This is a genomic window from Marimonas arenosa, assembly GCF_030848945.1.
Taxonomy (GTDB): Bacteria; Pseudomonadota; Alphaproteobacteria; order Rhodobacterales; family Rhodobacteraceae; genus Marimonas; species Marimonas arenosa.
In genome coordinates this window covers 436,756-454,036 of sequence record NZ_JANHAX010000003.1, presented here as the reverse complement: position 1 = coordinate 454,036, position 17,281 = coordinate 436,756, and the positions used below count along the sequence as shown (strand labels likewise).

The following is a 17,281-nucleotide window of genomic DNA, read 5'->3' as shown; positions in this document are numbered from 1 at the left end:
CACCCGATTCCGCCCTACCATGCAGGCAAATCCCACCAAGGGGCACGAGCATATGCGTATCGGTTTTCTTCCTGCCCTTCTCGGGCTGTTTCTGGCCGCCCCGGCCCTTGCCAACCCGCCTGAAACTTCGCTCCGCCCTCTCACCCGCGCCGCCAAGACCATGGTTTCCACCAAAAACGCCGCCTTCCAGCGCTGGGTGCACGATTTTCGCGCCCGCGCCGCCGCCGGAGGCATCCCCACCGAGATCCTCGACGCCGCCTTTACGGGCATCAAATACAATACCGACGTGGTGCAGAAAGACCGCACTCAGAACGAGTTCACAAAGACCGTCTGGGTCTATCTCGACAGTGCCGCCTCCGACGCCCGCATTGCCGCCGGCAAGAAGGCAATGAAAAAACACGCCGCCCTGCTCGGGCAAATCGAAAAACGCTACGGCGTCGAAAAGGAAATCGTCACCGCGATCTGGGGACTGGAAAGCGCCTATGGCAGCTTCCGCGGCTCGATTCCGACGATCGAGGCGCTGGCGACGCTCGCCTTCGATGGCCGCCGCGGGGCCTTTTTCGAGACCCAGCTCCTCGATGCACTGAAAATTCTGAACGATGGCCACACCAGCCCAGCCGGGATGAAAGGCAGCTGGGCCGGTGCCATGGGCCATACCCAGTTCATGCCATCCAGCTGGCACGCCCACGCGGTAGACTACGACCGCGACGGCAAGCGTGACATCTGGGGCGACGACCCGGCCGACGCGCTGGCCTCGGCAGCCAACTACCTCAAGGCCAATGGCTGGGAAACCAGGGTGCCCTGGGGGATCGAAGTGCGCCTGCCCGAGGGTTTCAACTACCTCCTCGCCCGCCGCGATCTGGAAAAAATGCCGTCGGAATGGGCCAACCTCGGGGTGAAGGATATTCGGGGAAACCCGGTGCCCGACCACGGCCCGGCCACTATCCTGCTGCCCGGTGGCGCCGAGGGGGCCGCTTTCATGATCTTCCGCAACTTCGCGGTCATCGAAAGCTACAATACTGCCGATGCCTATGTGATCGGCGTCGGCCATCTTGCCGACCGCATCGCCGGCGGGCCGCCGATCCAGGGCGGCTGGCCGCGCGAAGACCGCGCCCTCACCCTGCCCGAGCGCATGGAGTTGCAGACCCTGCTGCGCCGCCACGGCTTCGACCCGCAGAAACTCGACGGCAAGATCGGCCCGCTCACCATCGACGCCGTGCGGTCCTTCCAGAAGGCCCATGGGCTCACGCCCGACGGCTACGCCTCGCCGGGCTTCCTGCAAACCCTGCGCCGGATGCGCTGAATCAGCGGCGTCCCCGTACGCGCAGGCGCTTGGGGCGCGCGCGGTCCCGCACGCCTCATGAATATTTTGGCAAGAGGAAACCGGAAACACCCAACCTCTTCCTCTTGCTGCAAACTATCCCCGCCGGAGACATTCAACGGATGCTCCAGACACGGAACTCCGGGCTGCGCAGCCCCATGGCCGCCCGAGGGCGTCGGGGCGGGCGGGCGTGACGCTGCGGCCGGGCCCGCGCTCTCCGGGGTGGGCGACGCCCGAGGGCGGCCATTTCCTCAATAGGGGCGCGGCGTGCAGGTCATCTCGGCGATCCTCTCAGCCAAACTCCGGTTCACATAGACGTCGTCGATATCGCAGTCGTATTCGATCCGCCCGGGCGCGACCGTCATCGGCGTTGCGTCACCCGCGCATCGCAGCCGGGCGGTGATCAGCGCCTGGTCGCCCCCGAGTTTCGTCACTTCGCAGCCCGACACCTTCTCGATGGCCACCACCGCCCGCGGCGCCACGGCCTCGAGCCGCGGCGCCCATTCCCGGTTCAGCCGAATCGCTTCCGCCCGGTTGCCATCGACTCGGACGTCGAAAGTGCTTTGCCCCGCCGTTATCCGCACCGGCGCCACCCCGCGAAACCCGAGGCTGGGCGTGTTGCAGGCGGTCAGAGTCAGGTAAATTCCAAGCTTCAGCAATGTTTTCATGCCGTTAAGAAACCGAAACGGGGTTAACAGACGGTTAACTGTGCCTCGATCATAAAAGCGTCATCAGCGAGTCAACTTTCCCCGTTGCATTCCATTTTCGGCATGATATTTATATTCCAAATGTGAAATGTGACATGCAAAACGTGTCACAAGGAACACCGGGCCGCGACCTCCCTTGCGCCCGGTTCAGCGGGCGGGCGGCTCCTTCCTCCTTAACAGGCCGCCCGCCCTTATTTTCCCGCCACCACCGGCTTGCATCCGCCCGGTTGCCTGCGCACACTGTTCTTCGCGAACAGGAGAACGGCGCATGCCCAACAGCGATGATATCACCGGCCACTGCCTGTGCGGCGCCTGCGGTTTCGCCTATTCCGGTGCGCCCCGTTTCATGGCCCATTGCCACTGCGAAAGCTGCCGCCGGGCCACCGCATCGCCGTTCACCAGCTTCATCGGCGTGCCTGACGGGCAATGGCGCTGGACCGGCGAAACCCCCGTCGATTTTGCCTCCTCTCCCGGCGTCATCCGCAGTTTCTACCCGCATTGCGGCAGCCAGATAGCCTACCGCGCCGACCGCTTCCCGGGCGAGATCCACTTCTACGCCGCGCTTCTCGACGACCCCGGGCATTTCCGCCCCATGGGCCACGTGCACACCGACGAAATGCTGCCCTGGCTCCACCTCTGTGACGACCTGCCAAGGACATGATCCAAGGACATGACAATGACCAATGATGCCGACCGCCACGCCAGCAAGATGGCCAAGAAAAAAGCCGCCCGCGATAAGATCATGGCCACCAAAACCGACAAGAAGGGCCTGGTCATTGTCCACACCGGCAAGGGCAAGGGCAAAAGCTCGGCCGCCTTCGGCATGATCTTCCGCTGCATCGCCCACGGGATGCAATGCGCCGTGGTGCAATTCATCAAGGGCGGCATGAAAACCGGCGAACGTGACCTGATCGAACGCCACTTCTCCGATATCTGCGCTTTTCACACCATGGGCGAAGGCTTCACCTGGGAAACCCAAGACCGCGACCGCGACATCGAGATGGCTCGTGCCGCCTGGGAGAAATCGAAAGAACTGATCCGCGACCCCGCCAACAGCATGGTGCTTCTGGACGAGATCAATATCGCACTGCGCTACGATTACATTCCCATCGACGAGGTGGTCACGTTTCTCACCGACGAGAAACCCGAAATGACCCACGTCGTCCTGACCGGCCGCAACGCCAAGGACGAACTGATCGAGATCGCCGATCTCGTGACCGAGATGGAACTGGTCAAGCACCCGTTCCGCTCCGGCATCAAGGCGCAGATCGGGGTGGAGTATTGAGCGCGTCCGTCTGCTTCACACAACGAAGCCGCCGTCCGGTTCTCCCGGCGCCCGCGTCATCTCGGCAGCAGCCTGCCACCAAGCATTCGAGCGGACTGACGGAAATCCCTGCCACGCAGCATGCCTGAGACAACAGGCCGTGTTGGCCCAGATTCCGCAGACGATCCTGTCACCACCCCGCCTGGGCTCACAGCGGCACGTCGTTATATTCGCGGGAATGACCCGATTGCACGTCCTTGATCGTGTCTTCCGTCGCCTTGGACATCATTTCGAAGAGGCGCTTGGCTTCGTCGGTGTATTGTTCAATGGCCTTTTGGAAAAACTCTGTTTGAACCTGCAGCAATTCCGTCGGGTTCTTGCATGCCAGCATGGCCTTTTGAATGTCCAGATCCTGTTGCAGGCGATCCGCTACGAACCGTGTGCTTTCGGACAGGACGTCCAGCCAGGCTTTGGTGGCGACCGGACTGACGGCCATCATCGCGGAGGCAAATGCAGGTGTGGCGATGTCCGCGTCGGTTTTCGTCTTCTTGGGTTTTCCCATGTCTCGTACTCCTCTGCAGATTTCGCTGCCTCGCAACTCCGTCACCGCGAAGCGCGAAACATCTATTTTGTTTTTATACCACTTCCTGGGACGCGGCATTGACCTGAATCGTGCGCATGCAAAAAACCGCCAAGAGAAAGCGGTCACGATCCGTTTGCTGGCGAAAACCAGCCGGGCAAAGCTCAAAGCCGACCAGGCAAGGCCTATCGGGCGCCAGAAACCGAACTGACCGGCCCTGGCGAAATCCGGACGTCACGGCCCCCGATGCCTCCGTCCCAAAAGTGGCGCCCCTCTGCCTCCGCTGACCCGAGGGACAGATTCCAATTGTCTGACATTTGATTCTGTGCGACATTCTGCCACAGACGCACTCAAGCATTTTTATCACCAACCGCGTCACCAAGGGAGGAATTACACATGAACCTACGCCCCGACCCGACATTTCACGCCACTGCCAAACTCGCCATGGAGGCTCCGGTCGAAACGCTGGCGTTTACGCTGATGCTTAGCCCCGATGGCTCTCAGCCCGACGGTCTCGCCGTGGTCGATGTCGATCCGAAATCCAAGAAATACGGCCAGATCGTGCATCAGGTGATCATGCCCAACAAGGGCGACGAGTTTCACCATTTCGGCTGGAATGCCTGCTCCTCGGCGCTGTCGCCGCTTACCGGCCATGCCTTCCTCGAACGCCGCTACCTGATCATCCCGGGCATCCGCTCAAGCCGCATCTACGTGGTCGACGTCAAGGACCCGCTGAAAGCGAAAATCCACAAGATCATCGAACCCGAAGAGGTGTTTGCCAAGACCGGCTATTCGCGGCCCCACACCATCCATTGCGGCCCCGAAGGCATCTATGTCTCGACGCTGGGCGGCGGCGGCGAAGACGGCACCGACGGCCCGCCGGGCATCTTCATCATGGATTGCGAAACCTTCGAGATCCTCGGCCGCTACGAGATGGACCGGGGCGCGCAGGATAAGCACTATGATTTCTGGTGGAACCTGCCGCGCGACTATATGGTCAGCTCGGAATGGGGCCTGCCGCCGCAGTTCGAAAACGGCATCGTGCCGGAAGACCTGCTCAGCAACAAATACGGCCACAAGATCCACTTCTGGAACCTGCGCGAACGCCGCAACGTCCAGACCATCGACCTGGGCGAAAACCACCAGATGGCGCTCGAGATTCGCCCCGCCCACGACCCGTCCAAGGATTACGGTTTCTGCGGCGTGGTGGTCGACACCACCAACCTGCAGGGCGCGATCTTCACCTGGTGGCAGAAGGACGACGGCACGTTCGAAGCCAAGAAAACCATCACCATCGATCCGCATCCCGCCGCCAAGGACGACCTGCCGCCGCTCTTGCAAGGGTTCGAGGCCGTGCCGCCGCTGGTCACCGACATCGACCTCAGCCTCGATGACAAGTATCTCTATGTCGCCTGCTGGGGCCAGGGCGAGATGCATCAATACGACGTCTCCGACCCGATGAACCCGAAACTCACCGGCAAGGTCGAAATCGGCGGCATCGTCAAGAAAACCTCGCATCCCAACGGCAAGGCCTTCGCCTACGGGCCGCAGATGGTCGAGATCAGCCGCGACGGCAAGCGGGTATACTGGACCAACTCGCTCTACTCCACCTGGGATGACCAATTCTATCCCGATGACGAGGGCGGCCAGATGGTTATGGCCAATGTCGGGGAAAACGGCGGGCTGGAACTCGAGAAGGACTTCTACATCGAGTTCCCCAAGGGCTATCGCAGCCACCAGATCCGCCTCGAAGGCGGTGATTGCTCGACCGACAGCTTCTGCTACCCCTCCGTTTGACGCCCGGGTTCTGAAACGTGGATGACATGACAACGGCGGCGGCCCTGTGGTGGGCCGTCGTCGCCTCGGGAATATATCACGGGGTCAACCCCGGCATGGGGTGGCCGCTGGCAGTGTCCGCCGCGCTGATGGAACGCGACTACGGCAGCCTCTACAAAGCGCTCGGCGCGCTGGCCGGGGGTCACCTACTTGCGATGGCGGCGATCCTGTTTCCCTTTACCGCGCTCTTGGTGCTGGCCGAATGGCAGAAAGAAATCCAGATCGGCGCCGCACTTGTGGTCATCGCGCTCGGAATCTACCTGTTGCTCAACCGCCGGCATCCCCGCTTCCTGGCCCGGGTGCCGCCGTCTCGGCTGGCGCTGTGGTCGTTCCTGGCGGCCATGGCCCATGGTGCGGGGCTGATGCTGGTGCCGATCTATCTCGGCATTTGCCGTACGGTGGAAAGCGATCAGGGCCACGCCGCCGCTGCAACTCTGATGTCGGGCAATACCAGTGTTGCCGCAACGGTGGCCGTGCTGCACACCCTCGCCATGATGCTGTCAGGCGGCGCGCTCGCAGTCGGAGTCTATCACTGGCTCGGCCTTAAATTCCTGTCGAAAAGCTGGTTCAACCTCGATGTCGTCTGGGCGTTCAGCCTGATCGCCGTGGGCGGTATTTCGCTCCTTAGCCTGCATTGACGCCACGCGCGGTACAGGTCAAGCATGGCGCATCTTGAGCGAGAAAACGACATGCCAGAGACCCGCCTTCTCACCGAATTCGGCATCGGTACCTCCCTGCGTCGGCAGGACTATACAGAGGCCGCCTTGCGCGCCGTCCGCGACGCGCTTTGGCGCAACTCGATCAATCTGGCCGAGTTGTTCGGCGCGCGGAAAGAGGCGATGATCCTCGATGTCGAGATCGGCGTGGCCCGGCCCGACGCGGTGGACGTCGACGAGATCAAGGCCGCCTTTCCCTATGGCCAGCCCCGCATCCACGTGCGCCAGGGCGGGCTTGACGTTCCTCGTCCCGACGCGCCCCCGAACGTGATCGCCAACGTCGCGATCTCGGTCTCGCTCGATCTGGAGCCCCGGCAATGACCGATCAACGCTTCATCATCGAAATGGGCATGGGTACCGACCTGCACGGCCGCGACTATACCAAGGCCGCCAGGCGCGCCGTGGAGAACGCACTGCGACGGTCGTCCTTGCACATCCTCGGGCTGCCGGGCCTCGACCGCGCGGCGCTGCGGGTCAAGGTGACGATCGGTGTTCAGGCCCCGGATCGGGTCGATGTCGATGCTATCTGTGCGTGCCTGCCCCATGGCTCGCCCGAAGTGATGATCACGCGCGGCGGGCTCGACGTCACGCACCCAGAAACCGGCGACACCGCTGCGATTGCCAGCGCCGCGATCGAGGCCTTCCTGCCACCGCAGTCCGGGATGGTGCCGCCGCCGAGCTGACCAAGCGCCGGACCAGTTGTGGTGCACGGACTGCAAACGGTGTCTTGTCCTGCATCCAGGGCGGTCATATTATCTGACCAATTCAAAGCGAGTGCCCGGTATGCCGTTCCAACCCGTCCAATCCGAGAAACTGTCCACCGCCGTGGTCCGGCAGATCGAGCTTCTGATCCTGCGCGGCATCCTGCGGCCCGGAGAGCGGTTGCCGTCGGAACGGGAGCTCGCCGAGCGGCTCGGCGTCTCGCGCCCATCGCTGCGCGAGGCCATCGGCGAACTGCAGCAAAGCGGGCTGCTGGCGGCGCGCGCAGGTTCCGGCGTTTATGTCGCCGAAGTGCTCGGATCTGCGTTTTCACCAGCGTTGGTACGGTTGTTCGGGACCCACGAAGAAGCTGTGAACGACTATGTCGCCTTCCGGCGCGATCTCGAGGGTTTGGCGGCGGAACGCGCGGCGAAATACGGCTCCGACCTGGATTTGAAGGTGATCGATCAGGCCTATCGCCGGATGGAAGCGGCACACGACGGCCGCAACCCCGCCCGCGACGCTGAACTCGACGCGGCGTTTCACATGGCTATCATTGAAGCCAGCCACAACGTGGTGATGTTGCACATGATGCGCTCGATGTACGAGCTGCTGCGTGAAGGCGTGTTCTACAACCGCGGTCAGATGTTCCAGCGGGCCAGTTGGCGCGAGGACCTGTTGGCTCAGCACAAGGCGATCAACGACGCGCTGCAGGCGCGCGACGGCGCCGGAGCTCGGGCCGCCATTGGCCGGCACATGGATTACGTCGAGTCGGCGCTGGCCGCCCAACGCAAATCTGACCGAAATGCAGCGATTGCACGCCAGCGGATCGAACACGACAATGTACGCTAGAATGGGCCGGTGGTTCTGCGACTCGTCGTTCTCGGTTGGTCCGGACCCGAGGTTCACTGCAACGCCCAGCGCAAACAGCGTCGACGCCGCGGCGCGCGCCAGACATCGCGCAGCGTGTCTCCGGAGCGTTCGGGGTCAGCAACAAGCCTGCTCCGGTTATTATTCGGTAAGGCCCTAACCGGTTCCGAGCACTGCCGGCAATCCTGTTGCAGCCACCGGCCACGATCCGTCCCATCATGGAAAACGTAAAGAGCCCAGACGCTTGCGGTCCGGGCTCTTCAACAGTTCTGGGTGTGGGCCAGCCTCAGTGCAGCTTGGTTTCCACCTCGGCAATGGCCGCGTCGATCAGCTTGTTACCTTCCGCCGCCGTCATCTGCTTGGCGATCACGTCACGGGCGGCACCGACGGCGATCTGGACCGCCTGGTCGCGCACGTCCTTGATGGCCGAGGCCTGGGCGCTGGCAATCTGGTCTTCCGCCGCGGCCAACCGGCGCGCAATCGAGACCTTCAGGTCTTCCTTCGCCTGTTCGGCGGCCAAACGCGCCTCTTCCTTGGCGTGCTCGACAATCCGCTGTGCCTGGTCGGCAACGTCCTTCTGCTTGCGCTCATAGGAGGCCAGAACACTCTGGGCTTCGTCGCGCAGCTTGCGGGCTTCATCCAGCTCTGCCTTGATCCCCTCGGCGCGCTTATCCAGCATCCCGCCCAGCAGGCCGGGCACCTTGAGATAAACCAGCACGGCGATGAACAGGATGAACGAGATCAGCACCACGAAGTTGGTGTTGGCCAGCGAGAAAAACGGCCCCGAAGCGGCCAGCGCCGGGCTGGCGGCAAAAAGGGCAATCAGCGTAGCAAGAATGCGCATGGTCTTACCCTTTCATCCGAGTGCCGATGGCACTGGTGATCGTCTTGGCGTCGGCCTTGCCACCCATGGCGGCGACGATTTCCTTGGCCGTGTCCTTGGCCACCTCTTTCACGGCTTCCAGCGCACCGGCGCGGATCTCCGCGATGGCTTTCTCGCTTTCGGCCGATTTGGCCGCGATCTCGGCGTCCGCCTTGGCGATCTCGGCGTCGAGCTCGCTCTGGATCTCGGCCTTGGCCTCGGCGACGATACGGCCGGCCTCGGCACGGGCATCGGCAAGCGCCTTGTTATAGGCCTCCTCGGCCTCGACCGCCTTGTGCTTCAGATCTTCGGCCGCGGCCAGATCGCTGGTGATCGAGCCCTGACGCTCGGCCAGGATGCCGGCGATCCTCGGCAGCGCGATCTTTGACAGCACAAAGAAGATCACGACAAGCGTGACGACCAGCCAGAACACCTGGTTGCCCATCCACTCGCCGCAGAGCTGCGGCATGCCGATGGCGCCGCCATACTCGTTCAGGCAGACGCTGGTTGTCGCGCCATGCGCCGCGTCTGCGGCTCCGTGCGCTGCATCGGTGGCGGCTGCGTGCGTTTCCGTTGCCATGTCGTCGTCCTCCTCGAACCGGGATTACAACGGGTGGATCAGGCTTGGCCGACCCACCCGCGCGTAAGGATGGTTCGTTGGATCAGACGGCGAACATCAGCAGAAGCGCGACGAGGAACGAGAAGATCCCCAGCGCTTCCGAGAACGCGATGCCGATGAACATGGTCGCGATCTGGCCGCCGGCGGCCGACGGGTTGCGCAGGGCGCCCGACAGGAAGTTGCCGACCACGTGGCCCACACCAACAGCCGCGCCGCCCATGCCGGTGCATGCGAGGCCCGCGCCGATGTAAGCGCCCATTTGTACGATATCGCCTTCCATAGTCTTGTCTCCTTACGTTGGAATTAGCTTGATTTCAGGGTTCCATAAGGTGCGCAGTCACTGCGCACCGTTGTTTAGTGATGCGGGTGCAGCGCGTCCTTCAGATAGACACAGGTCAGGATCGCGAACACATAGGCCTGGATGAACGACACCAGCAGTTCAAGCGCATAAATCGCGGTGATCGCCAGGACCGCAAAGGGCGAGATTGCCAGCAGCGCGGCGAAGGCGGCGAACACCTTGATCACGGCGTGCCCGGCCATCATGTTGCCGGCCAGACGAATGGAGTGGCTGACGGGCCGCACGAAATAGGAAATCACCTCGATGATCGCCAGGATCGGGCGCAGCACCAGAGGCGCGCTCGAGATCCAGAACAGGCTCAGAAAGCCAAAGCCGTTCTTCCAGAAGCCGATGATGGTGACGCTCAGGAACACTACCATCGCCATGACCGCGGTGACGGCGATATGCGAGGTGGTGGTGAAGGCCATCGGCAGAAGGCCCAGCATGTTGGCCATCACGATGAACATGAAAAGCGTCATGATATAGGGGAAATAGCGCAGCCCGTCCTTGCCGGCCACGTCCTCGACCATCTTGTAGACGAAGCCATAGGCCAGTTCCGCGATCGACTGGGTGCGTCCCGGCACCACCGCGCGGCGCGACGTGCCCACGACCAGCAGCAGGATGATCGACAAAACCGCAAGCGCCATCCACAAAGTCACGTTGGTGATCGTGAAAGTGCCCACCGGACCGTCGCCAAACAGCGGCTTGACGATGAACTGGTCCATTGGGTGAAAGACGAGGCTCGACCCCTCTTCGGCGTGCTCCGCGCCATTTGCGGCGGCTTCGGTGGAATGCGTCTCGGTTGCCACGTCTTACGTCCTCTCGTCGTCTTCGGGCGCCTGGCCCATCTCCTGCGCCTGGAACTCCTTAGCGGTGCGCATCATCGTGCGAACCCCAGCCACGAAGCCCAGCAATGTGAACAGTATGAGAAAGATCGGGATCGTCCCGAACAGGCTGTCCAGCCCGAATCCCATACCGAAGCCGATCAAGAGACCGGCGACCAATTCGATCACCATCCGCCAGCCCTGCTGGGCCTGGGAATAGTGCTCGTCCTGGTGGCGCTTTTCCGGCGCCCCGGCCTTCTTCGCAGCCTCGATCCGGGCTTCCAGCGCTCGCAGACGCTCATTCGGATCAGGTTCGGACATGAGGAAAGCCCCCATCGGACGAGTGCGCCTTTGCTATGTGGGCGGCCCCGCAGAGTCAAGCGCGCCCACATCCAACGTAAAAACATGTTAACCAACTGTTATATAACAATAAATGTTCGGAACAGAAACGGTGCGCCCTTCCGCCGCGCCGGGCGTTAGCGCTGACTCCGGAAGAAATCCATATTCAACCAAATGGTTGACGAATGCGCGGGCCTTGCGCAAATGGGCGCATGAGCGACGCTCTCGATACCACCTTCGCGGCGCTGGCCGATCCCACCCGCCGGGCGATCCTTACCATGCTTCTCGAAGATGACATGGCGGTCACCGACGTGGCCGAACCCTTCGAGATGTCGCTGGCCGCGATTTCCAAGCATCTCGGCATCCTCAGCCGCGCCGGGCTGATCAGCCAGGAAAAACGCGGCCGGGTGAAATGGTGCAAACTCGAGCCCGACGCCCTGCGAGCCGCCTCGGTCTGGATGCAAGGCTTCGGCCAGTTCGAGCCGGTCAACCTCGACGCCTTCGAGCGCTTCCTCGCCGCCGAGCTCGGCGAGGCGCAGCCCGAGGACCCCGCCGCCTGATGCACAGCTTCGATCGCATTCCCGCGCCTCATGTCGACACGCTGCACGGTGCCGTTGCCGTGCCGCCCGCCGCGGGCCACAACCTGCCCGGCGGCGTGTTCGATGCGCAAGGCGATATCGTGCCGAATTCCCGCACCATGATGGGCGGTCCGCGCTGGTCGGACATCCCCGAGAGACCAAGCCCCGAAACCTTGGAACAGCTGGCTGGCCGCCATCTCTATGGCGGCGTCGGCCGGGTGCATTTCGGCCATTTCTTCATCGAGTCGATCTCACGGCTCTGGGCACTCGACCAACTCGACGGGCCCGTCGACAGTGTTCTGTTCTCACCGATGCACGGGCGCAAGCCCAAGATGACCTTTGGCAAGACGCTGGGCGAACTGATCCGCGTGTTCTGCGGCGACGTGCCCGTCACCCCCATTGCCGTGCCGACCCACGTCGAGGAAATGCTCGTGCCCAGCCAGGGAGTAGGTCACCTCAACTGGTCCACCGGCACGCCCGTGTTCCGCCGCTTCGTCCGATCCCGGCTGGAAGCCCATTATGCCCCGCTCGGCCCCGAGAAACTCTATGTCTCGCGCACACGCCTCGCCAACAAGGACAGTCTCGTCGACCAGGAAGCCCAGATCGAAGAACTGATGGCGGCGGCCGGCTATACCGTCTTTCATCCCGAGCGCTACACCATCCGCCAGCAGATCGAACACCTGATGGCCGCCCGCGCAGTGGTCGGCGCCGACGGCTCGGCCTTCCATCTTGCCGCTCATGTGCTCCAGCCGGGCACCCGTGTCGGCCTGATCAAACGCCGCCACCGCACCGCCGTCTTCAACGCCATCGCCGAACAGCTCAAGGCCTTCGGCGAGATCGAACTCTCCACCCTCCACCCGCTCAAGCCCCAAGAGCCGGGCGAGCCCCGCGCTCGGCTCAACTTGTTCCGCCTCGAGCGCGCCCTGCGACAGAAAGGGTTCATCTGAGGCGGGCCTGCGTCAGATCGCGCGTGCATCGACACTTCAGAAAGAAACACAGGGCATAGCATGGTCACGGCCGTGCGATGCCGGGCCGCTTACGCGACGGTTCCGGGCACGTCATGCTTTCAATGCCCCTCATCCTTCAAGAGCACCAACAATGCCAGCACGGTCAGGCCGACACCGCCCAGCACCAAGGGCGGCGGCACCTCGTGACCCAGCGCGATCTCCCACGCGATCACCCAGCTGGGCGTGAGGTAGGTATAGGCCATCACCTTGGCTGCCGGCAGCCGCAGCGTGGCGAACTGCAGCAGCACGAAGGTCACCGCGCTGGCGAAAACGGCCACATAGATCAGCGTCACCCACACGATCCCCGGCAGCGCCGCCCAATCGGTTGTGCGGATGTCCTGCCAGCCATAAACCGTTACCACCAGGCATCCCGCCACCAGCATTCCGAAGGTAAAGACCACCGGTGTCTCGCCGCGGTTCAGAAACCGCACCATCGGGGTATAGGCGGCGTGCGCGACGCAGCCCCAGAAATAGATCACCTCGCCGCGCCCCACCGCAAAGGCCCGGAACGCGCCCCAGTCGGCGCGGAAGATCACCCACAACGCCCCTGCGCCCCCCAACGCCAGTGCCGCCGCCATCCTTGCCGTGGTCACCTGCCGCAGCATCACGTATCCGATCACCGCCGACAGGACTGGCGTCAAGGTAAACACCGCCGCCGCCGAGACCGGTGGCGCCGTCTTCAGCCCCTCGAACATCAGAACGAAGTAGGTGGCGAAGGTCCCGCCCAGCAGAAAATAGCGCCAGGGCGCCTGCGCCGCCGCGCGCGGGATCCCGGTGGTGATCAACGCGGCGGCGCCCACCAGAACCGCGGCGATCAGAAAGCGCGGTGCGTTCAGCGCCGCCGGCGCGATGTGCGGCGCCGCCATCACCCCGAGCGAAAAAGATCCTGCCACCAGCGCCGAAAAAGCCAGCATCGCCAGATGCCCCTGGCCTGCTCGACTCAAGGCGCGTGCGGTCACTTGAAGTGTTCCTTGAGGTACTGCACCAGGGCCTGCACCTTGGCAGTGCGATGCAGGTCCATATGGGTGACCAGCCACAGCGGTACGTCCCAGTCTTCCCGGTGCCCCAGCACCTCGACCAGCGCATCGTTGCCCAACGCCTCCGCGCGCGGCAGGAAGCCGAGTCCCGCCCCGGCCAGAATGGCCTGCTCCTGCGCCCGGAAATCGTCGGCCCGGAACGTCATTGCCTCAACCGGTGCGTGACCGCGCAGCCACACCGCGAACGGCGCGCGCGACTCTGTGTCGTCGGTCGTCACAAAGTGATGCTGCATCAGTTCAGCCTCGCTGGCGGGCCGGCCCTGTCGCTCCAGGTAGTCGCAGCTCCCGAACAGCCCGACCTCGAGCACCGTCAGCCGCTGCACCACGTTGTCGAGCTCGCCCGGCGCCTCGGACCCGGCGCGAACTGCTACATGGGCCTCGCCATATTCCAGCCGGAACACCCGTTCGCTCGCCAGAAGCCGTACAACCACGCCGGGATGCTCGATCTGAAACGCTCCCAGAACCGGCGCCAGAAGCGGCGTGATTTCAGGCAGTGCCGTCACCACCAGCTCGCCCGTGACCTCGCTGCCCCGGCCCTTGATCCGGCCGGCCAGTTGCGAGAACTGCTCGTCGGTCGCCTTGGCCACACGCAGCAGGTCTTCACCGGCTTCGGTCGGCGTATAGCCGCGGGCATGGCGCTGAAACAGTTTCACGCCCAGGCGCCCTTCCAGCGCATCGATATGGCGGATCACGGTGGCGTGGTGCACCCCCAGCGCCTCGGCCGCGCCACTGACCGTACCACAACGCGCCACATGATAAGCGGTGCGTACCTCGTCCCAGTGTTCCATTTTACCCTCGCTCCGATCAATCTGTGCACATGCTCACACAGATACGACATTTTCGCCGACAGCGTGGAAAAACGCAATTTATACTGGCGCGGGACACGCGTATTCTGTCGCCATGAAAGTCAAGAAGAACACCGACCACACACTGATCGCCGAAGACAATCCGTGGCTCTTCGGCTTCATGATCATCGGCTTCATCCTGGTCTTTTCCGGCGTAGGCGTTTTCCTTATTGCCGACGGCGAATGGATGGGACTGGGCTTTCTCGCGGGCGGCTTGCTGCTCGCCCCGATCTTCTTCGTCATCTTCGTCCGCCGCGTGCAACTGGTCTTCTACCGCCCCGAAGGCTGGGCCGAGATCCGCCGCAAGAACGTCTTCCGACAGACAGCCACCCGCTATGACCTGTCCGAGATCCGGCGCGCCGTGGTCCAGACCACAAGCGGCGACAGCGGCACGCTCTACCGCGTCGCCCTGGTCGTCGAGAAGGGCGGGGTCGAAGGCGACATCCCGCTCACCCAAGCCTATTCCAATGTCGGCGACCATCGCGGTGTCGCCCAGGCGATCAACGCCTGGTTGGGCGTTTCGGAGACGGAGCTTTCGGATACCGCCTGAGCCGCCCCGCCCCGCGCCATTCCGCCTCCAGCGCCGCGCGCTCGGCCTCGATCAACGCGTCCAGATCGGCAATCTGCGCGCCGCGCCCCTCCAAGTGGTCCTTCAGCCGGTGCGAATGCAGGATGGTGGGGCGCACATCGCCCGGCTCCCAGGCATCCAGCATCGTCACCCGGCGCAGGTTGAACTCGGGCGGCAGCACGTAGAACCTCAGGTCCGAACGCCACAGCATGTCCTTCAGGATCACCTGATCGCGGTCCACCTGCGCCTCGGCAAACCGCCTTGCCCAGTCCAGCAGAAAGCCGGTCACACGGTCCGATCGCCGGTATAGCACCACGCCCGAATTCATCTGCGGAAAAGCATAAGGCGTTTCCGCCTCCAGCCCCTCGCGGATCAGTGCCGTGTCGCGCCGCATGTCATGCGCCAGCGCCATCTCGAACCGCTCCAGCACGTCGAACAGATCGCCCAGCGGCGCCAGCACCAGCGTATCGCAGTCAAGGTAGAGCGTGCGTGCGAACCGGGTCTGCGCCATGCAATCAAGTTTCGAGCGCGGATGCGGATCGGCAATCCGATGCACCCTGTCGAAAAGCCCGTCCTGCACGTCCTCCGGGTCATCGGTGAACAGATCCACCGCAAGCTCCGGCTGCACCGCGTTCAGTGACCGCGCCGAGGCCTCGGCCAACGCGCGATAGCCTGCTCCGGTCGCGACATAGATCACACCCTTCTCCATGACCTCAGCCTAGCGTGCGCCCGGCGCGCCGAACAGGCCCCGCATGTCCGCCTCAACGGTCGGCCGGCGGCCGCGGGTAAAGCGCCGTCCTCCCCGACGCGCGTGTACGGCCTCCACCCGTCATTCCTCGCCGCGCCGCAACAGCCCCTTCATCCTTTCCAGCGCGCCTTTGACCTTGCCATCGGACTGTCCGGCCGCGTCCTTCGCCTCGTCGGTCGTCGCTCGCCCGATCAACTGGTCCGCCACGATGTCCCAGAACCCTGACAAATCCCCTGACCGCGCCACCGCGATCTGCTTCTGATCAAGGTTCAGCCGGTAATGGAACTCCGCATCGCCGCCCTTGGCCGCCACGATCTTGCCGAACCCCTTGGCCAGCGCCGTCTCCCGCAGCCCGGCTCCCGCCGGTGCTGTCACCTCAAGCCCCTCGAAGGCCAGCCGCCAGTCCATCTCGATCCAGTCCTCCTCAAGACTCCAGCGGTCATCGACGCGCGCCGAGACCGTACCGCCGTTCAGCCAGGTCAGCGGCGCCCTCGGCACCAGCAGCTTCAGCTTGTCGGCCTCGACCGCCTCGAACCGCCAGAAGGTCTCGCGCCCGTAATCGGTGATCGCCCGGGTTTCCACCGACAGACTCTGACCGGCCACTTGGGCCTGCATGTTAGAGCGGAACAGCAGATCGAAAAGCGCCGTTTCGCTGCGGAACGGCACCACTTCGGCCCGGGTGACGACAAAGGGATAGGTCGCCGTGCCCCTTGGCCGCACCTCAAGTGCGACATCCTCGACCCTGATGGCATCGGCAATGAACGCCCGCCGCTTCGATCTGCGTTTGTCCGGCGTCTTGCCGTTCCGCTCGGGTGGGGTCACGAAACCACGCACGCCTACCACCTCGGCCTGTTCGATCCGCGGCTCAGCCAAAAGGCTGGTCAACACCACGTCCAGCGCCACCCGTTCCGCCGTCACATCGAATTCCAGACCCGCACCCGCCTGCCGCCGCATCCGGATGCCGTCCAGCGCCAGTTCGCCCGTCAGAAGGTTCCCGGCACTGCGCTCATAGGTGATCTCCACACCCGACTTGGCCTCGGCCCGGTTCAGCCCCCAGCGCAGGATCGGATCGAAGAAAAGATAGCTCGCCGCGATCCCTGCAAGCCCGATCGCAAACACAATCCCCGCGCTCCAATGTACCAGCTTGCGCGGAATCAGCGGTTTGCGCGCCGGGGCCGGTCCCGCACCCGCCTCATCCGCCGACCGAAGTTTTTTCCGCCGCTTTCGACCAAGCAATTCGAACAACAATCCAAACAGCGCGATCAGCACCTCGCCGACGAAACTGAACACCGCGCCGGCTACCGCCACGACCGGCACCATCAGGATCTCGAGCAGCGGCGCAAAAAGAATAAGAAGCGCTTCCAAGAAACTTGCCTCCGGCAATCACGACACGCGCCGACCCTAGCGGCCCTGTCGCGCGGGTCAAACCCTCACGCTTGACTCGCCTGCGCTACAGGCCTACATCCCCGGTAAATCTCCGGAAGTTCACAGGCTTCCGGTCCCTTGGGCCTTGTCCCGGGATCG

At 63.5% G+C, this 17,281-nt stretch carries 23 protein-coding genes; 12 read left to right on the top strand and 11 right to left on the bottom strand.

Going from position 1 to position 17,281, the window contains the following annotated elements:
* Positions 1 to 52 precede the first annotated feature (52 nt).
* Positions 53 to 1,303, top strand: coding sequence for a lytic murein transglycosylase (locus NO357_RS12370; protein WP_376744375.1), 1,251 nt, complete (start codon positions 53 to 55; stop codon positions 1,301 to 1,303).
* Positions 1,304 to 1,572: 269 nt separating this feature from the next.
* On the opposite strand, the gene NO357_RS12365 is transcribed toward NO357_RS12370, so the two are convergent.
* Positions 1,573 to 1,989, bottom strand: a complete 417-nt coding sequence (locus NO357_RS12365; RefSeq protein WP_306735978.1) for a hypothetical protein — start codon at positions 1,987 to 1,989, stop codon at positions 1,573 to 1,575.
* 307 nt (positions 1,990 to 2,296) lie between these two features.
* Here NO357_RS12365 and NO357_RS12360 point away from each other — a divergent pair, with 307 nt between their 5' ends.
* Together NO357_RS12360 and cobO are read left to right on the top strand one after the other, a co-directional pair.
* Positions 2,297 to 2,689: a GFA family protein gene (locus NO357_RS12360; RefSeq protein WP_306735977.1), complete on the top strand. Its 393-nt coding sequence runs from the start codon at positions 2,297 to 2,299 to the stop codon at positions 2,687 to 2,689.
* 15 nt (positions 2,690 to 2,704) lie between these two features.
* Complete coding sequence (gene cobO, locus NO357_RS12355) at positions 2,705 to 3,313, top strand: cob(I)yrinic acid a,c-diamide adenosyltransferase (RefSeq protein ID WP_306735976.1); 609 nt, start codon at positions 2,705 to 2,707, stop codon at positions 3,311 to 3,313.
* Between the two features lie 187 nt (positions 3,314 to 3,500).
* Here cobO and NO357_RS12350 read toward each other — a convergent pair whose 3' ends face one another.
* Positions 3,501 to 3,854, bottom strand: a complete 354-nt coding sequence (locus tag NO357_RS12350) for a phasin family protein (protein WP_306735975.1) — start codon at positions 3,852 to 3,854, stop codon at positions 3,501 to 3,503.
* Between NO357_RS12350 and NO357_RS12345 the strand changes: the two genes are divergently transcribed.
* The 6 genes from NO357_RS12345 to NO357_RS12320 all read left to right on the top strand — a co-directional run bounded on the left by NO357_RS12345 (position 3,853) and on the right by NO357_RS12320 (position 7,975).
* Positions 3,853 to 4,083 carry a hypothetical protein gene (locus NO357_RS12345; protein ID WP_306735974.1) on the top strand — a complete coding sequence of 77 codons (231 nt, stop codon included), beginning with the start codon at positions 3,853 to 3,855 and terminating at the stop codon, positions 4,081 to 4,083. The genes NO357_RS12350 and NO357_RS12345 overlap by 2 nt on opposite strands.
* A 185-nt stretch (positions 4,084 to 4,268) precedes the next feature.
* On the top strand, positions 4,269 to 5,669 hold the full coding sequence (locus tag NO357_RS12340; RefSeq protein ID WP_306735973.1) for a selenium-binding protein SBP56-related protein: 1,401 nt from the start codon (positions 4,269 to 4,271) through the stop codon (positions 5,667 to 5,669).
* 26 nt (positions 5,670 to 5,695) lie between these two features.
* A complete protein-coding gene (locus tag NO357_RS12335; RefSeq protein ID WP_376744382.1) occupies positions 5,696 to 6,346 on the top strand; it encodes a hypothetical protein in 651 nt (216 codons plus the stop codon).
* 51 nt (positions 6,347 to 6,397) lie between these two features.
* Positions 6,398 to 6,745, top strand: a complete 348-nt coding sequence (locus NO357_RS12330) for a Lin0512 family protein (protein WP_306735971.1) — start codon at positions 6,398 to 6,400, stop codon at positions 6,743 to 6,745.
* Positions 6,742 to 7,107: a Lin0512 family protein gene (locus NO357_RS12325; RefSeq protein ID WP_306735970.1), complete on the top strand. Its 366-nt coding sequence runs from the start codon at positions 6,742 to 6,744 to the stop codon at positions 7,105 to 7,107. The genes NO357_RS12330 and NO357_RS12325 overlap by 4 nt, the downstream gene beginning before the upstream one ends.
* Before the next feature lie 100 nt (positions 7,108 to 7,207).
* Entirely contained in the window at positions 7,208 to 7,975 is a 768-nt protein-coding gene (locus NO357_RS12320; protein WP_306735969.1) for a FadR/GntR family transcriptional regulator, read from the top strand.
* Between the two features lie 304 nt (positions 7,976 to 8,279).
* On the opposite strand, the gene NO357_RS12315 is transcribed toward NO357_RS12320, so the two are convergent.
* From NO357_RS12315 to NO357_RS12295, 5 genes are all read right to left on the bottom strand, one after another.
* Complete coding sequence (locus NO357_RS12315; protein ID WP_306735968.1) at positions 8,280 to 8,837, bottom strand: F0F1 ATP synthase subunit B; 558 nt, start codon at positions 8,835 to 8,837, stop codon at positions 8,280 to 8,282.
* Between the two features lie 4 nt (positions 8,838 to 8,841).
* A complete protein-coding gene (locus NO357_RS12310) occupies positions 8,842 to 9,435 on the bottom strand; it encodes a F0F1 ATP synthase subunit B' (RefSeq protein ID WP_306735967.1) in 594 nt (197 codons plus the stop codon).
* Positions 9,436 to 9,517: 82 nt separating this feature from the next.
* Entirely contained in the window at positions 9,518 to 9,754 is a 237-nt protein-coding gene (locus NO357_RS12305) for a F0F1 ATP synthase subunit C (RefSeq protein WP_306735966.1), read from the bottom strand.
* Positions 9,755 to 9,828: 74 nt separating this feature from the next.
* Complete coding sequence (locus NO357_RS12300; RefSeq protein ID WP_306735965.1) at positions 9,829 to 10,620, bottom strand: F0F1 ATP synthase subunit A; 792 nt, start codon at positions 10,618 to 10,620, stop codon at positions 9,829 to 9,831.
* Positions 10,621 to 10,623: 3 nt separating this feature from the next.
* Positions 10,624 to 10,956, bottom strand: a complete 333-nt coding sequence (locus NO357_RS12295) for an AtpZ/AtpI family protein (RefSeq protein ID WP_306735964.1) — start codon at positions 10,954 to 10,956, stop codon at positions 10,624 to 10,626.
* Positions 10,957 to 11,186: 230 nt separating this feature from the next.
* On the opposite strand from NO357_RS12295, the gene NO357_RS12290 reads away from it, so the two are divergent.
* Complete coding sequence (locus tag NO357_RS12290) at positions 11,187 to 11,534, top strand: ArsR/SmtB family transcription factor (RefSeq protein WP_306735963.1); 348 nt, start codon at positions 11,187 to 11,189, stop codon at positions 11,532 to 11,534.
* Positions 11,534 to 12,499: a glycosyltransferase family 61 protein gene (locus NO357_RS12285; RefSeq protein WP_306735962.1), complete on the top strand. Its 966-nt coding sequence runs from the start codon at positions 11,534 to 11,536 to the stop codon at positions 12,497 to 12,499. Before NO357_RS12290 ends, NO357_RS12285 begins: the two co-directional genes overlap by 1 nt.
* A 119-nt stretch (positions 12,500 to 12,618) precedes the next feature.
* Here the strand turns inward: NO357_RS12285 and NO357_RS12280 are convergent, their stop codons facing one another.
* Positions 12,619 to 13,473, bottom strand: coding sequence for a DMT family transporter (locus tag NO357_RS12280; protein ID WP_306736190.1), 855 nt, complete (start codon positions 13,471 to 13,473; stop codon positions 12,619 to 12,621).
* Positions 13,474 to 13,514: 41 nt separating this feature from the next.
* Positions 13,515 to 14,384, bottom strand: a complete 870-nt coding sequence (locus NO357_RS12275) for a LysR family transcriptional regulator (RefSeq protein WP_306735961.1) — start codon at positions 14,382 to 14,384, stop codon at positions 13,515 to 13,517.
* Between the two features lie 112 nt (positions 14,385 to 14,496).
* On the opposite strand from NO357_RS12275, the gene NO357_RS12270 reads away from it, so the two are divergent.
* Entirely contained in the window at positions 14,497 to 14,991 is a 495-nt protein-coding gene (locus NO357_RS12270) for a hypothetical protein (RefSeq protein WP_306735960.1), read from the top strand.
* On the opposite strand, the gene NO357_RS12265 is transcribed toward NO357_RS12270, so the two are convergent.
* Together NO357_RS12265 and NO357_RS12260 are read right to left on the bottom strand one after the other, a co-directional pair.
* Positions 14,942 to 15,718 (bottom strand): glycosyltransferase family protein, encoded by a 777-nt coding sequence (locus NO357_RS12265; RefSeq protein WP_306735959.1) that lies wholly within the window; start codon positions 15,716 to 15,718, stop codon positions 14,942 to 14,944. The genes NO357_RS12270 and NO357_RS12265 overlap by 50 nt on opposite strands.
* 120 nt (positions 15,719 to 15,838) lie before the next feature.
* Complete coding sequence (locus NO357_RS12260) at positions 15,839 to 17,122, bottom strand: hypothetical protein (RefSeq protein ID WP_306735958.1); 1,284 nt, start codon at positions 17,120 to 17,122, stop codon at positions 15,839 to 15,841.
* Between the last annotated feature and the right edge of the window lie 159 nt (positions 17,123 to 17,281).

Bases quoted from the DNA above. Each gene is read 5' to 3' on its own strand.
- NO357_RS12370 (WP_376744375.1), top strand. From the start codon at position 53: ATGCGTATCGGTTTTCTTCCTGCCCTTCTCGGGCTGTTTCTGGCCGCC.
- NO357_RS12365 (WP_306735978.1), bottom strand. From the start codon at position 1,989: ATGAAAACATTGCTGAAGCTTGGAATTTACCTGACTCTGACCGCCTGC.
- NO357_RS12360 (WP_306735977.1), top strand. From the start codon at position 2,297: ATGCCCAACAGCGATGATATCACCGGCCACTGCCTGTGCGGCGCCTGC.
- cobO (WP_306735976.1), top strand. From the start codon at position 2,705: ATGACCAATGATGCCGACCGCCACGCCAGCAAGATGGCCAAGAAAAAA.
- NO357_RS12345 (WP_306735974.1), top strand. From the start codon at position 3,853: ATGTCTCGTACTCCTCTGCAGATTTCGCTGCCTCGCAACTCCGTCACC.
- NO357_RS12350 (WP_306735975.1), bottom strand. From the start codon at position 3,854: ATGGGAAAACCCAAGAAGACGAAAACCGACGCGGACATCGCCACACCT.
- NO357_RS12340 (WP_306735973.1), top strand. From the start codon at position 4,269: ATGAACCTACGCCCCGACCCGACATTTCACGCCACTGCCAAACTCGCC.
- NO357_RS12335 (WP_376744382.1), top strand. From the start codon at position 5,696: ATGACAACGGCGGCGGCCCTGTGGTGGGCCGTCGTCGCCTCGGGAATA.
- NO357_RS12330 (WP_306735971.1), top strand. From the start codon at position 6,398: ATGCCAGAGACCCGCCTTCTCACCGAATTCGGCATCGGTACCTCCCTG.
- NO357_RS12325 (WP_306735970.1), top strand. From the start codon at position 6,742: ATGACCGATCAACGCTTCATCATCGAAATGGGCATGGGTACCGACCTG.
- NO357_RS12320 (WP_306735969.1), top strand. From the start codon at position 7,208: ATGCCGTTCCAACCCGTCCAATCCGAGAAACTGTCCACCGCCGTGGTC.
- NO357_RS12315 (WP_306735968.1), bottom strand. From the start codon at position 8,837: ATGCGCATTCTTGCTACGCTGATTGCCCTTTTTGCCGCCAGCCCGGCG.
- NO357_RS12310 (WP_306735967.1), bottom strand. From the start codon at position 9,435: ATGGCAACGGAAACGCACGCAGCCGCCACCGATGCAGCGCACGGAGCC.
- NO357_RS12305 (WP_306735966.1), bottom strand. From the start codon at position 9,754: ATGGAAGGCGATATCGTACAAATGGGCGCTTACATCGGCGCGGGCCTC.
- NO357_RS12295 (WP_306735964.1), bottom strand. From the start codon at position 10,956: ATGTCCGAACCTGATCCGAATGAGCGTCTGCGAGCGCTGGAAGCCCGG.
- NO357_RS12290 (WP_306735963.1), top strand. From the start codon at position 11,187: ATGAGCGACGCTCTCGATACCACCTTCGCGGCGCTGGCCGATCCCACC.
- NO357_RS12285 (WP_306735962.1), top strand. From the start codon at position 11,534: ATGCACAGCTTCGATCGCATTCCCGCGCCTCATGTCGACACGCTGCAC.
- NO357_RS12280 (WP_306736190.1), bottom strand. From the start codon at position 13,473: ATGCTGGCTTTTTCGGCGCTGGTGGCAGGATCTTTTTCGCTCGGGGTG.
- NO357_RS12275 (WP_306735961.1), bottom strand. From the start codon at position 14,384: ATGGAACACTGGGACGAGGTACGCACCGCTTATCATGTGGCGCGTTGT.
- NO357_RS12270 (WP_306735960.1), top strand. From the start codon at position 14,497: ATGAAAGTCAAGAAGAACACCGACCACACACTGATCGCCGAAGACAAT.
- NO357_RS12265 (WP_306735959.1), bottom strand. From the start codon at position 15,718: ATGGAGAAGGGTGTGATCTATGTCGCGACCGGAGCAGGCTATCGCGCG.